The following is a 14,646-nucleotide window of genomic DNA, read 5'->3' on the forward strand; positions in this document are numbered from 1 at the left end:
CAACGATAAAAAGGAAAAACTATGTTTGTAACGAGTCGTGAGCAGAAATTGATTCAACATTTTCTAAAAAAAGGTAAACTCACGATTTCCGAGATGATAGAGCTGACTGGAACGAGTCGAAGGACGCTTTATCGAGATCTTGAAAAATTGCAAGAATCTTTACCTTTAGAAATTACTCTTGAAAACTCAGCGGATGGTTATTTTTTAAGGGGAGATTTGCAGCAGCTTGAAGAAGCTCGTGAATTAGTGGAGTACTCAGTAATCGAACGTCTGAATGGCGAGCTCCTTTTTTTAATCGAAAATAAAGCATCTATCATCTCTATCACTGAATACTTTGGGATAAGTCAGCCAACAGCAACTAATGATTTACGACAAATTGAGCAGGTGTTATTGGAAAGTGAACTTATTTTAGAGCGGGAGCGTGGTTTGAAAATTAAGGGGCGAGAGGAAAATATCCGATCAGTTCTTGTCTCAAGTATTTATAATTCTTGTTCGATTCAAGAGTTACTGACAGCTAATTTTTCTGAGAATAAAGTTTTAGAGATATTGGATTTAGAGAAATTTAATATCGCTCACGTAGCTTTTGAAGACAGTGATTTACCAGAAGGATTAACAGATAAGGTACGGGTATTGATGCAGCTTTTCCTCACCGCTGCCTTGCTACGATTGGATAGAAAGCAAACGGTAGTTGCTGATGCGGGAATGAAAGGATACCAGCCTAGCAAAAAAGCTTTAAATTTCGTTAATCATCTGCTGACTAAGGTGCCAATAAAGGGGTTTACAATTGGAGAAATTGTTTATCTAGCAAGTATTTATGATATTTTATACTTTGGATTTGGACGTGATATTTTATTCATGGAAAAATTTGATACAGATTTTTCGTATAAAATTCGTCAACTGATTGATCAGGTCTCCACGATACTTGAAATAAAATTTGGTAAAGACGATCGTTTGTATGGATTGCTTTATGCTCATCTGAAAGAAAGTGATATTCTTCCAACTCTTTTTTCTGAAAAACAAAATGATTTTATCAAAAAAATAGAAATAGATAATCAGAAAATTTATAAAGCTGTCAAAGTTGCGTTAACGGAAGTTTTTAAGAAACGATTTTCAGAGATTGAATTTGCTTATGTTACTCTGCATTTTGTAGCAACTTTGGAAAGAAGTGATCTTGTCAGGCCTTTGAGAGCAGCTTTGGTTACGAGCGAGGGGCTTATTTCTTGTGAGTTTTTGATGAGTGATTTACGTAAAAATTTTCCTTTTTTGAAAAAAATAGAATTAATTCAAAGTTCTATGAAATTTGAAAAAAGTAAGTATGATGTGATTTTTACTACAGAAAAAGAACTGAATTATCTTTATGTTAGTCGGATGATGGATCAAAAAAACCTTGATGGACTACGACAGAAACTGCGAGAAATACAGCAAAATAAGAAGGTTCTTAGGCTTGATGAGGATGAGGTGCAAAAAGATTTTATTGACCTCAACGCGTTATTTATTGTGGGAAATGCTTTGGTAAAAGGATTTGAGATTAAAAAAATTACTAATAAAGCTGTATTATCAGATGTAGTTACTCAAATTATTCATGATGTAAATCCAGACGATTCGGGGGAATTGGTAAATTTGATAAAAACCCGTTTTCAAGAAACGCACTTGGCTATTCCTGAAACTGAGATTGCTTTGTTCCATGGTGTCCATTCTTATATAAAGACTCCAATTTTTAAAATTTATGATTTGAGTGAAGAACTGGAAGTTATAGGGATGAATCGAAAGCTCCTTAAAATCAAACGAAGCTTGTTATTGTTGGCACCTCCAAAGGTTCCAGACTATGTTGCCTATTTATTGGGTAAAATTTCAAGTTCAATCATTGAGAATAAACTGTATACAACAATTTATAATTCAGGAAATGAAGAAGTGATTAGAGAGCTTTTGAGACAAATCATCACAGAAGCAATAAAAACGTATGGAGATTAGGTTTACAAGTATTGTAAACCCCTGTAAATACAGTAAATAAAGAAAGGAAAACAATGGAAGTTCAAAAAAATTTAATTAGACTCAATCAAAATTTTGAGACAAAAGAAGAGGCAATCGAATTTTGTGGAGAGTTGTTAGTTTCAGGAGGTCATGTAACAGCGGAGTATGTCCCAGCCATGATTCAACGGAACAAAGATTTGTCGGTGTATATGGGCAACTTTATTGCGATTCCTCATGGAACGGATGATGCGAAAAAGGAAGTTCTAAAAACAGGGATTGCAATTGTCCAAGTGCCGCGTGGAGTCAATTTTGGAACAGACAATAATCCTAAAGTCGCAACGGTATTATTTGGTATTGCTGGGGTGGGGAATGAACATCTGGATTTGATTCAAAAAATTTCTATTTTTTGTGCAGATGTTGACAATGTTGTAAAGCTTGCTGATGCTCAAACAGTGGATGAAGTCGCTGGATATTTTGCTGAATAAACTTTAAATAAATAAAAAATGGCACGATTGTTCGTGTCATTTTCTTTATTTACGCTCGAAATGTAAAAGCTTACAATTGGGTTGTTCCTAGCGGGACTGACTTAATAATTATCAATTCAAGGAGAAGTATGATGAAAAAAGCAGTACATTTTGGTGCGGGCAATATTGGTCGTGGATTTATTGGAGAAATTCTTAGTAAAAATGACTTTGAAGTTATTTTTGTTGATATGAATGCAGCGGTAATTGATGCACTTAATGAACGCCATGGTTATGAGATTGGTATTGCAAGTCCGGAGCATGAGAAAATCAGTGTCTCAGGTGTTTCTGGGATTAATAATGGAAAAAATCCTGAAGAGGTTGTACAAGCCATTGCTGAAGCTGATATTGTGACGACAGCGATTGGACCAACTATCTTACCTTATATTGCTGAGCTTATTGCTAAAGGGATTCACGCGCGCAAACAAGCAGGTAATCAAAATCCTTTGGATTTTCTGGCTTGTGAAAATATGATTGGTGGTTCTGAATTTTTGGGTGGGAAAGTAGCAGAATATTTATCAGATGAGGATCGAGCATATGTTGCTGAGTACATCGGATTTCCCAATGCGGCAGTTGATCGTATTGTTCCAGGGCAACGTCATGAAGATGTGCTTTATGTTGAAGTCGAGCCTTTTCGCGAGTGGGTAATTGATGAAAGTCAGCTTAAAAACACAAGTTTTAAACTTGAAGGTGCTCATTATGCGACAAACCTTGAACCATTTATTGAGCGTAAACTTTTCTCTGTAAACTCAGGTCATGCGACAGTGGCTTATAACAGTGCTTATAAGGGTTATAAAACAATTTTGGAGGGTTTACAAGACGTGGAGGTAGTTGATGCACTAAAGGCTGTTCAAGTGGAGACGCGGGCCTTACTTTTGGCAAAATGGGGGGAATATTTTACTGAAGAAAGTCTTATTGATTATCATCAAGTCATTATTTCGCGCTTTAAAAATCCTGAAATTATTGATGAGGTGACGCGTGTAGGACGGACACCGATTCGTAAACTTGGTTATGATGAACGTTTTATTCGTCCAATTCGGGAGCTAAATGATCGGGGTCTTGATTATAGTGCTCATTTAGATGTGGTTGGGAAGATTTTTGCTTATAAAGATGACAATGATGATCAAGCGGTGGAACTTCAAGAAAGATTAGCGACAGGGGAACTTTCAAAAGTTATCAAGGAAGTGACAGGGCTATCTAGTCCCAAAATTCTTGGAGAAATCGAAGCAATTGTAGGGAAATATACAAAGTTTTAAAATTTTGTTTTGTTATAATTAAGTAAAAAATAAACCGTTTCCACTTGAAATGTTAAGTTTAAAATGGTAATATAGAAGCATAGAAAAGCACTGGAATGTGCGAGCTCTTTCTTTTTTTTGACCGACTATATTTGTATTGCATCGGGGTTCATGAGACATTCGGTAGCGTAATACCTCGAACGAAAGTAGGGGAAGCTGATACGAAGCGAGAACACCCACCTAGCGTTTTAGCGGGTTCAATACGTGAAGGAGCATACGGCATTCAATCAGTGTTTTTTGTGTTGTTTTTTCGGCGAGAGATTTGGATTTGGAACGATAAAAATTCTTGCATTTTTCAATGAAAAGGCGTACAATAATAAAGTAAGTTTTGAAAATTACTGATAAAAAAGCCTCCTTAGCTCAGTTGGTAGAGCAGTAGACTCTTAATCTATGGGTCGTAGGTTCGAGTCCTACAGGGGGCATAAACTAGGACACATCTTTATTGAAGAGATGTGTTTTTTTTGTTAGAGAATTTACTGACGGATTTGTTTTGGGATTTACGTCAGTAAATTCTCTTCTCAAAAGTGGAAATTTTCTGAAAAAGCGCTATAATAGAATAAACAATTTTGCTTGGATTTTCATTGGAGGAAATATAATGGATTTATTGAAAAAATTTAACCCGAATTTAGATAAAATTGCGATTTCGCTAATTCGGCAGTTTGATCAGCAGGTGTCAAGTATTCCTGATATTATCAAATTAACCTTGGGTGAGCCTGATTTTTACACGCCTGAACACGTTAAACAGGCAGGGATTGCGGCGATTGAAAACAACCAGAGCCATTACACGGGAATGGCGGGTCTGCTGGAATTGCGTCAAGCGGCCAGTGAATTTATGGCGAAAAAATATGGCTTGAGCTATGCTGCTGAAGATGAAATTTTAGTAACTGTTGGGGTGACAGAGGCGATTTCAAGTGTTTTACTTTCCATTTTGGTGGCGGGAGATGAGGTTTTGATTCCTGCGCCGGCTTATCCGGGCTATGAGCCTTTGATTACGCTTGCTGGTGGAAGTTTGGTTGAAATTGACACAAGAGCCAATGATTTTGTTTTGACGCCTGAGATGCTTGAAAATGCGCTTGTCGCGCGTGGTGAAAAAGTCAAAGCTGTGATTTTGAATTATCCAGCTAATCCGACAGGGGTCACTTATACGCGGGAGCAAATTTCGGCTTTGGCTGAGGTTGTGAAACGTCATGAGGTTTTTGTCATTGCCGATGAGGTCTACTCTGAGCTGAATTATACTCCGAATACGCACGTATCAATTGCTGAGTATGCCCCTGAACAAACCATTGTCCTCAACGGTTTGTCAAAATCGCACGCGATGACAGGTTGGCGGATTGGTTTAATTTTTGCTGCGCGTGAATTGGTGGCGCAAATCATCAAAACACATCAGTATTTGGTGACTTCAGCCTCTACACAGTCACAGTTTGCGGCGATTGAGGCTCTAAAAAATGGTGCTGATGACGCTTTGCCAATGCGAGGCGAATATTTGAAACGGCGCGATTTTATCATCGAAAAAATGACAGCACTTGGATTTAAAATCATAGAACCTGACGGCGCATTCTATATTTTTGCAAAAATTCCTGCAGATTTGGAACAAGATTCCTTCAAATTCTGTGTGGATTTTGCTCAAAAAAATGCGGTAGCTATTATTCCTGGAATCGCCTTTGGTCAGTACGGCGAAGGCTTTGTCCGCTTGTCTTATGCGGCTTCAATGGAAGTCATTGAACAGGCAATGGTACGTCTGACTGATTATGTCGCAAAAGTGCGTCGCTAATGCATCACGTCAGTAAAAATGCTCAGAGAAAATGCTGACGTAAATTTTTTCAGTCAAAAAAGCCAGAGAAATTGCTGACGAAAATCTTGTCAGCAATTTTTCTGTTATAATTAAAGAAAAGTCAGCCAAAGTGTGCTGAGTTACTGATGTAATTTTTAAAAATATCGAAAATTTTGAGGAGGAAAAATCATGCGGGATGCTGAAACGCGCGGTTTGGTAATGTACAGCCGAAATTACAAAGAAAAAGATAAGTTAGTCAAAATTTTCACAGAGTCTTTCGGTAAGCGAATGTTTTTCGTCAGAAATTTTGGAAAATCGCACTATGCCAGCAGTTTACAGCCCTTTACGAGCGCTCAGCTGAAAGCGACAATTAATGACGAGGGCTTTTCTTTTATCGAGGACGTCAGCGAAATCTCCACCTACAAGCAAGTCAGCAGCGATATTTTTATCAATGCTCACGCCTCCTATCTCGTCAGTCTTGCTGACGCAGCGATTAGCGACAATCATTATGATCCAGCCCTTTACGGTTTTCTGATTCAGAGTTTAGAGCTACTCAACCAAGGCTTTGACAGGGAAGTGATTACCAACATTTTTGAGTTACAGGTGCTAAATCGTTTTGGCGTCTCAATCAATTTTTCTGAGTGTGCTTTTTGCCATACAACTTCTGGCCCCTTTGATTTTTCTTATAAATTTAGTGGTTGCCTTTGCTCACGGCACTTTGATGAAGACTTGCGTCGGAGTCATTTAGATCCCAATGTCCTCTATCTGGTCAATCTTTTCCAAGAAATTTCGCTCAATGAACTCCAGAAAATTTCCCTCAAGCCAGAAATAAAAGAAAAAATCCGCCAATTCATAGACGGACTTTATGACGAATATGTAGGCATCCACCTGAAAGCCAAGAAGTTTCTGGACTCCATGCAGCCAGGTTCCTGGGCAGATATTATGAAATAACTGTGGATAAGCCGGAAAGAATATTTCCAAAAACTTATCCACAGTGGAAAAGTAGGACTGAAAAAAATTACTGACGCATTTATCAGTAATTTTTTTCATTTTGGTCAGTAATTTTAAACGTGAATTGGCAAACCATCAGCCAATTCAGCAGTATCCATGATTGCTTCGCCAAGCGTTGGGTGAGGTTGAATCGTCAATGAAATATCTTTAGAAGTCAAACCGTTTTCAATTGCCAGTGACAATCCAGAAATTAAGTCAGAAGCACCAGGACCAACGATTTGAGCCCCAATCAGCGCCCCCTCTTTCTTTTCAGTAATCAAACGCAAGAAACCAGTCGTATCATTCATTGAAATAGCACGCCCATTTGCTGCAAATGGGAACTTAGAAATTTTAACATCTTTGCGATCCTTAACAGATTCAGGCGTTTCACCGACAGTTGCCAATTCAGTAGTTGTATAAGCTACAGCAGGTAAAGCCACGTGTAAATCGACGTCATCTTCAGCTCCAGCAATTGCAGCAGCAGCAACTTTAGCTTGGAAAGAAGCTTTGTGAGCAAGCATTGGACCAGGCACTACATCACCAATTGCGTAAATGTGGGGCACATTGGTTGCATAAGATTCATTAACTTCGATCAACCCGCGGTCAGTCAACTTAACATCAGTATTGTTCAATCCGATTAAATCAGTATTTGGACGACGACCAACAGAGACGAGTAAGTAATCACCAGTCACTGTTTGTTCTTTTCCATCAACTTCAAACGTCAAAGTCACATCTTTATCAGTTTGAGTAGCTGATTTAGCCATTGCTGAAGTAAAGATTTCAGAACCAGCAGATTTCACGCGATTAGCAATGATATCAGACATTTCTTTATCAAAACCGTTTAAGATGTGATCCAATCCTTCAACGATTGTAATCTTAGAACCGAGCATCCGGTAAGCTCCACCAAGCTCAGACCCAATAACTCCTCCTCCAACAATAATCAAATGTTTAGGGATTTCTGGAAGTGACAACGCACCAGTGGAGTCAATAATGCGACCACCAAATGGGAAAGAAGGAATTTCGATAGGACGTGAACCAGTTGAGATAATCACATCATTAAATTGCAAAAGTTGGAAACCATCTTCTTGTTCGACATTAATTGTATTATTGTCAACAAATTCTGCTGTTCCTTGAATCACGTCAACTTTGTGTTTTTTAAGTAGCATTTTGACGCCACCTGTCAACTGGTTGACAACTTTATCTTGTTTCCATTTTTGAGCAGAAGCCCAATCAAGCTCTACTTTACTCATTGAAAGTCCGAAAGGATTTTTCTTTTCCGAAGCCTCCAAAGATTCTTGATAATGGTGACCAATATTAATCAATGCTTTTGAGGGAATGCAACCAATATTTAAACAAACCCCACCGACATTATCTTTTTCGATAATTGTAACTTTTTTACCAAGTTCAGCCGCACGAATGGCAGCAACATAACCACCAGGGCCAGAACCAATAACAACCAAATCAACTTCTGTTGCTTGTGCACCAACAACCATAATATATCCTCTTTCTTGTAAACATTAGTGTCAAATTGATTGACAATATTGTAAACTAGCTGACAAAACTTGTCAGCTGATGGAAAATGACTTTTCGTTATTTTCCTATTAAATCTCCATCAACATAAACTCAGGATCAGCCAAAAGTGATTTCAAGTAGTTAAGTGAACTTTGTCCTAACATGCCATCAATCAAACGGTGGTCATAAGTTAGTGACAATTTCATATTTTGACCTACGACAATTTCACCTTCTCCATTGACAATTGGTTCTTTAACAATTGAGCCGAGTCCCAAAATCATGACATCAGAACCATTAATAATAGGTGTAAACCATGAGCCACGCGCAGAGCCAATATTTGAAATTGTTATAGTTGAACCTTGCATTTGTTGTGGTTTCAATGTGCCTTCACGAGTAGCAGTAGCTAACTCAGCGATTTCTTTAGCAATTTCAAGAATTGATTTATTTTCAGCTTCATGAATAACCGGCACATACAAACCAGTTGGAGCATTGACCGCAATCCCTACATTAACGTGTTCATGATAAACAATTTCTTGTTTTTCATAATCCACAGAAGCATTGATATCTGGGAATTTATGAGCAGTAGTGGCCAAAGCTTTAGCAACATAAGCAAGATAAGTTAATTTAATATCTTGTTTAGCGGCAATTTCTTTAAACATTGCACGATGTTTGACCAACTTAGAAACTTCAACTTGATCAAAGTTTGTTACTGGTGGGATGTGTGTATGTTGAGCAGTCATGACTTTAGAAACAACTTTACGAGTTGGATTCATTGCTTCACGTCGATCACCAGCCCCTGCTTTAACGCTTGGCGCCTTTTCAGCCACAGGAGCTGCTGGTTTATCAGCCTTAGGTGCTGGAGCAGCTTCTGGTTGAGCGATAGGAGCAACATTCCCAGATTCAAAAGCTTTAACATCGGCCAAAGTTGTGTGACCGTGACGACCAGTTGCAGGAACTTGACTTAAATCAATACCAGCCTTGCGTGCATATTGGCGCACAGAAGGCATCGCAAGAATATGACCAGTAGAAGTTGTTTTAGTCAATGGAGCATTTGCAGGACTAGTAGCAGGAGTAGCTGCTTTAGGTGCTTCTGCGACTGGAGCAGGACTAGCAGCTGCTGGAGCAGCCCCAGTTCCATTGTATTCAATCAAAGGAGCCCCAACTTCTACAGTTGTTCCAGCTTCAACGAAAAGTTTAGTGACTTTTCCAGAATATGGAGAAAGAATTTCTTGCATGAGTTTATCATTTTGAACCTCTGCAACAGGATCATCTTCTTTAATTTCATCTCCAACTTTAACTAACCAGTTGGCGATATCTCCTTCATGCATTCCTTCACCAATATCAGGCATCGTGAAGATTTGAGCTTCTCCAGAAGGTGCATCACTTGTAGTAGTATCAGAACTAGCTGTTTCTTGAGCAGCAGGAGCAGCTTCAGAAGAGCCTGAACCGTCACCATCAAACTCAACCAAAGGAGAATCAACTTCTACAGTTGTTCCAGCTTCAACGAAAAGTTTAGTTACGGTACCAGAATAAGGAGAGAGAATTTCTTGCATAAGTTTATCATTTTGTACTTCAGCAATGGGGTCATCTTCTTTAACAACATCTCCAACTTTAACTAACCAGTTGGCAATGTCTCCTTCGTGCATTCCTTCGCCAATATCAGGCATTTTAAAAATCTCAGTCATAGTCAACCACCTCTTTAACTTTATTCACAATATCTTCAGCTTTAACTGCCCAGTCATTTTCTGCTTGTGCAAAGGGGAAAATTGAGTCAGGACCACTAACACGTCCAATTGGCGCTTTAAGGTTCAAAACAAAACGTTCTGAAATTTCGGCCATGACATTCGCTGCGATACCGGCTGTACGTTGAGCTTCTTGAACAACGACCACACGCCCAGTTTTTTCAACTGTTTTACCAATTGAGGCAATATCAAGAGGAGCAACTGTTCTGAGGTCAAGGACTTCAGCTTTAATTCCATCTTTTTCGAGTTGTTCAGCTGCTTTAAGAGCAAGTGGAACTGTTCCACCATAAGCAATGATTGAAACATCAGAGCCTTCTTTAGCGACTGCAGCAGTATCAAGTGGCGTAGTATAGTAACCTTCAGGAACTTCACCTTTAAGTGAGCGATAAAGGTGAAGGTTTTCAAGGAAAATAACAGGGTCGTTATTTTCAATTGAAGCCAGCAATAATCCTTTAGCATCAGCTGGATTTGAAGGCATTACAACACGAATTCCGGGGATTTGTGAAAATAGCCCTTCAATTGAATCCGCGTGCATTTCAGGCGTTTTAGTTCCGATTCCATAAGGTGTACGTACGACAATATTATTTGAACGTGTGTTATTAAAACGATAACGTGTCCGGCTCATTTGTCCAGCAATTGAGTCGAAAACTTCAAAGATAAAGGTTCCGAATTGAATTTCCATAATGGGGTGGAAACCTTGTGTTGCAAGACCAATTGCCATTCCACCAATTCCTGATTCAGCAAGTGGAGTATTGAAAACACGTTCTTCTCCATATTTTGCTTGCAGACCATCAGTAGCACGGAAAACCCCACCATTTTGTCCAACGTCTTCACCAAAAATGAGTGCATCTTTATCTTTTTCAAGCGCCAAATCAAGCGCTTCTGTAATTGCTGCAATATAAGTTTTTACTGCCATTCTTATTTGCCCTCGCTTTCAAATTTTGCAATTTGTTCTGCCATTGCTTGGCTTGGCACTTCAAGTGTATTTTTAATGAAGTTAGAAATTTTTTGTTTCTCAACATTATTAGCTTTCTTAATGTCAGCATCAATGCGAGAATCAAGTTCAGCAATATAAGCTTCCTCTTTATCCGTATCCCAAAGTCCTTTTTCAGTCAAGAAATTACGCATACGAACGAGAGGTTCTTTTTTCCACCAAGCTTCAATGTCTTCTTTAGTACGGTAGCGAAGTGGATCGTCACCGGCTGTTGAGTGTGGTTCCAAACGGTTTGTAATGGCTTCAATAACAACTGGACCATTTCCAGCTACTGCCCAAGCACGAGCTTCTTTAGAAGCAAGATACATGGCAATCGCGTCCATTCCATCAACTACGATAGAAGGAGCACCTGCGGCCCAACCTTTAGCAGCTAAATGAGGAGCGGCACTTTGGAGACTACGAGGCGTTGAAATGGCATAGCCGTTATTTTGGATAAAGGCAACAAGTGGGGCTTTGTAAGCTCCAGCAAAGTTAATTCCTTCATACGTATCACCTTGTGAAGAACCACCATCACCAGTGTAAACGAAAGCGACAGCATCTTTTTTGCGTTTTTTGAGCCCGAGTGCGACACCAGCGGCTTCAACGTATTGAGCACCAATGATAATTTGTGGAAACCATGAGTTTACAGGTTTACCATCATCGGTAGTGTACTCATTACCAAGTTGATGTCCACGAGACCAAAGAAGACCTTTCCAAATTGGCCAACCTTTTGCGTAAATTTGTGGCAAGTCACGGTAACCTGGGAAGAGCCAGTCTTCGTCAGTGAAAGCGAATGATGAGGCCATTTGAGAAGCTTCTTGACCAGCGTGAGGTCCAAAGAATCCCATACGTCCTTGTTTAGCTAATTTCATTGAACGAATGTCAACTTGACGCGCAAAAAGCATACTTTTGAAGAGTTCAACGAGTTTTTCATCAGAAAGACCGGCACGTTTAAGTCCGTCTTCATCAACAATTTTTCCTTCTTCGTTAAGAATTTGAAGCATTGGAAATGCAGTGTCTTGCAGTTCTAGCTGCGCTTTGAAATCTAAGATTTGTTGTGAGTTTGACATAATAGATTCCCTTTCTATTTTATGTGTCTATAATTAGAAATTTATCATTTTTTGGAGAAATTTCCTAAAGTTATGCTTGTGAAATAACTTAGTCTATTCGATAGTCAGCTTTGAACATTTCAGAAAGTTCATCATTTTGAATTGTTCCAAAATATTGGCCTTCTTTATTTGCTTCAAGAACTTCAAGAATAGCAGAAGGTTCAAATTCAACACCAATAAATTGCTCTTTGATATCTCGCCAATCTCGAACACCTAAGAAATCTCCTTGGAAATTAATTTCGGTGATTTTACCATTTTCGACATTGACCTGAATATCAATGGCTCCGCCGGTAAATTTAGCGTGATTTTGGAAAGAGAATTTTGGCGATTCACCATAATTCCAATCCCACGTAGCAAATTGCTCATCACGAAGTTTCTTGATTGAAGCAAGTTGAGCATCGGTTAAAATCAGTTCACTATCTTTTCCCTCATCGGTGAGATAATATTTTAGAGCCTCAATAAAGCTGTTTAAGGTTAAGTCATTAGGAGCAAAATCTTTAATGTTTCCTACGCGAGCTCGGACAGACTTGGCAGCCTTACTGACGAATTTTTCATCTGAAACATTAAGGGAGCGAATCATAGCTTCGACATCAGTATCCCAAAGGAGTGTTCCGTGATGCATAAGATAGCCGCCAGCATATCGCTGAGCATTTCCAGAAATTTTTTTACCATCAATTTCGAGATCATTACGACCAGTAATTTCAGCATTGATTCCCACGGCATGAAGAGCATCATACATCGGCTGAACAAACTTTTTAAAATTAACTGTACCAGAGTTTTCAACAGGAACAAAAAAAGTGAAGCAGATATTACCTTCATCGTGATAAACGGCTCCGCCGCCAGACACACGACGTACAACTTGAACGTCGTGGCTATCGATGTAGTCTTGATTCACTTCAGAAAAAGTATTTTGGTTGCGACCGACAATAACTGCACGTTTGTTTTGCCATAGAGAAAAGACAGGTTCAGTTGGTTTTAAGTTATAAAGTAGCCAGCTATCCATTGCAATATTAGTGTAGGCGTCTTGGCCTAGATAGTTGATAAATTGCATATTTACGCACCCTCCCAAGTTAGCGCGTTTGTTTTGTCAAATAAATTTGACATTTTTACACGCATAGTTTAATTATACTCCTTGTGAAATCAAATGTAAAGAAATTTGGTTTGCGCTTACAAACACTTAATTTGTGTGATTTCCACATGAAAGATTGTGAAACTTTTAGCGTTTTATTTTTCATAAAAAAATAGCCCTTATTAGAGCTATTTAAATTATAGAAATGCTTTAATTCATTTGCATCTTGTCTCGAAGTTTGATAGCTTTGGCTGGAAAATCAGTAATTATTGCGTCAACATTTTTTGCTAAGATTCTTTTCAGCTCAGATTCAGAGTTTACAGTCCAAACTCGTAATTTTTTTGGGTTTGGAGTGAAATTTTTAGATAGAACAAATGTTTTTTTAGGATGTATAGCTTGGATGAAGTTGCTGTCTAGACCACGTTGAATTTCAAAAGCTCTGTTGTAGGTTAGATAGGCAAGCTCGGTTTGAGGTTCAAGCTGATGTATTTTTTCTAAACTAGAAAAATTGAAAGAACTATAAATGTAAGAGAAGGGCCAAACTTTACTGGTCATTAGTTCAGATAGGATATTTTCGATATTTTCGTAGTGAATATGATCGGTTTTAATTTCGATATTAAGTTTGCCAGAAAAATTTTTATCTGAAAGGAGTTCTAGGACTTCTAGCAGGGTAGGGATTTTTTCGTGAAGAAAAATCTTTTTGGTTAGCAAACTTCGTATTTTCTGCACGATAGGAAAACTTCCTGTTGTAGATTGAGCTACAAATTTGACACCAGCACTGAAATTTTTAAGATCAGTAAGCGTAAAATCCTTCACAAAACCTTTGCCGTTGGTTGTGCGATTTATTTTTTCATCATGAATGACGATTAGTTCATTGTCGAGACTCAGATGCACATCAAGTTCGATGCCATCTGCTTTTTCACGCAGTGCCTGCCGGAAACTCGCTAAGGTATTTTCTGGGCGACACCAACGAGCGCCCCTGTGAGCAAAAATTTCAGTTTTCATAATTTTCCTTGTATTCACGTTCGATTTCTTTAACAAAATCGTGCATAATTTTATCACGATGTTCACCAATTCTCTTGGCTTCGGCGGTATTTAATAAACTTTTAAGTAAAAACAACTTTTCATAAAAATGATTGATGGTTGTGTTTTTTTCTTGAGCGTGGTAGTCTGCCTTGGATGCATAACTGTTGGGGTGAATTTTAGGATTGTAAAGAACTCGATTTTTTGACCAACCATATTCAAGCGTGCGGACAATACCCCAGGCGCCCAGAGCATCAAGACGATCAGCATCTTGGACAATTTGTCCGTTTAAATTGAGAACTTTTTTTTCTACAAGATTACTTGAATAGCTCATATTATCAATAATATAAAAAATTTCATCACAGGTGTCTTGCTGAATTTGGATTTCTTTCAAAAATTGAGCAACTGATGACTTGCGCCTAGCCACATCTGTGGTCAATTTTTCATCATAGCTATCATGCAAGTAGCATGCAGCGAGAACGAGTTCACGGTTTGCAGTCGGCTCGGTGAGTAAAATTTTTTCTGCTAAAGCTACTACGCGCTCAATATGATCAAAACCATGTCCATCGTTATTTTGGCAGTGAATGTCACTCGCGAAATTGGCGATTTTTTCTAAATTTATCATGTCTTAATTATACTTCAAAATGAAAAAATCGGCTGTAAAAGCCAA

The 14,646-nt window shown here is 38.5% G+C and carries 12 protein-coding genes and 1 tRNA gene; 6 read left to right on the plus strand and 7 right to left on the minus strand.

Annotation, left to right across the window (positions count from 1 at the left end; translation table 11 throughout):
• Positions 1–21 precede the first annotated feature (21 nt).
• The 6 genes from EQJ87_RS08420 to recO all read left to right on the plus strand — a co-directional run bounded on the left by EQJ87_RS08420 (position 22) and on the right by recO (position 6,509).
• Entirely contained in the window at positions 22–1,971 is a 1,950-nt protein-coding gene (locus tag EQJ87_RS08420) for a BglG family transcription antiterminator (RefSeq protein ID WP_130124169.1), read from the plus strand.
• Positions 1,972–2,024: 53 nt separating this feature from the next.
• Positions 2,025–2,456 carry a PTS sugar transporter subunit IIA gene (locus EQJ87_RS08425; protein WP_130124170.1) on the plus strand — a complete coding sequence of 144 codons (432 nt, stop codon included), beginning with the start codon at positions 2,025–2,027 and terminating at the stop codon, positions 2,454–2,456.
• Between the two features lie 131 nt (positions 2,457–2,587).
• Positions 2,588–3,748 (plus strand): mannitol-1-phosphate 5-dehydrogenase, encoded by a 1,161-nt coding sequence (locus EQJ87_RS08430; protein ID WP_130124627.1) that lies wholly within the window; start codon positions 2,588–2,590, stop codon positions 3,746–3,748.
• A 388-nt stretch (positions 3,749–4,136) separates the two neighbouring features.
• Positions 4,137–4,209 (plus strand) — tRNA-Lys (locus EQJ87_RS08440).
• A gap of 173 nt (positions 4,210–4,382) precedes the next feature.
• A complete protein-coding gene (locus EQJ87_RS08445; RefSeq protein WP_130124172.1) occupies positions 4,383–5,558 on the plus strand; it encodes a pyridoxal phosphate-dependent aminotransferase in 1,176 nt (391 codons plus the stop codon).
• Positions 5,559–5,747: 189 nt separating this feature from the next.
• Complete coding sequence (gene recO, locus EQJ87_RS08450; RefSeq protein ID WP_130124173.1) at positions 5,748–6,509, plus strand: DNA repair protein RecO; 762 nt, start codon at positions 5,748–5,750, stop codon at positions 6,507–6,509.
• Between the two features lie 113 nt (positions 6,510–6,622).
• Here recO and lpdA read toward each other — a convergent pair whose 3' ends face one another.
• The 7 genes from lpdA to EQJ87_RS08485 form a co-directional block, all read right to left on the minus strand.
• The gene (lpdA, locus tag EQJ87_RS08455; RefSeq protein ID WP_130124174.1) at positions 6,623–8,041 is read right to left on the minus strand and encodes a dihydrolipoyl dehydrogenase; all 1,419 of its coding nucleotides are present in this window, start codon (positions 8,039–8,041) and stop codon (positions 6,623–6,625) included.
• A 108-nt stretch (positions 8,042–8,149) separates the two neighbouring features.
• Positions 8,150–9,745 carry a 2-oxo acid dehydrogenase subunit E2 gene (locus EQJ87_RS08460; protein ID WP_130124175.1) on the minus strand — a complete coding sequence of 532 codons (1,596 nt, stop codon included), beginning with the start codon at positions 9,743–9,745 and terminating at the stop codon, positions 8,150–8,152.
• Entirely contained in the window at positions 9,738–10,718 is a 981-nt protein-coding gene (locus tag EQJ87_RS08465) for an alpha-ketoacid dehydrogenase subunit beta (protein WP_003132227.1), read from the minus strand. The genes EQJ87_RS08460 and EQJ87_RS08465 overlap by 8 nt, the downstream gene beginning before the upstream one ends.
• 2 nt (positions 10,719–10,720) lie before the next feature.
• A complete protein-coding gene (locus EQJ87_RS08470; RefSeq protein ID WP_130124176.1) occupies positions 10,721–11,845 on the minus strand; it encodes a thiamine pyrophosphate-dependent dehydrogenase E1 component subunit alpha in 1,125 nt (374 codons plus the stop codon).
• Positions 11,846–11,933: 88 nt separating this feature from the next.
• Complete coding sequence (locus EQJ87_RS08475) at positions 11,934–12,935, minus strand: lipoate--protein ligase (RefSeq protein ID WP_130124177.1); 1,002 nt, start codon at positions 12,933–12,935, stop codon at positions 11,934–11,936.
• A 228-nt stretch (positions 12,936–13,163) separates the two neighbouring features.
• Positions 13,164–13,958: a glycerophosphodiester phosphodiesterase family protein gene (locus EQJ87_RS08480; protein WP_130124178.1), complete on the minus strand. Its 795-nt coding sequence runs from the start codon at positions 13,956–13,958 to the stop codon at positions 13,164–13,166.
• Positions 13,948–14,601: an HD domain-containing protein gene (locus EQJ87_RS08485; protein ID WP_130124179.1), complete on the minus strand. Its 654-nt coding sequence runs from the start codon at positions 14,599–14,601 to the stop codon at positions 13,948–13,950. Before EQJ87_RS08485 ends, EQJ87_RS08480 begins: the two co-directional genes overlap by 11 nt.
• Positions 14,602–14,646 lie beyond the last annotated feature (45 nt).

Source organism: Lactococcus sp. S-13, from assembly GCF_004210295.1.
Lineage (GTDB): Bacteria > Bacillota > Bacilli > Lactobacillales > Streptococcaceae > Lactococcus.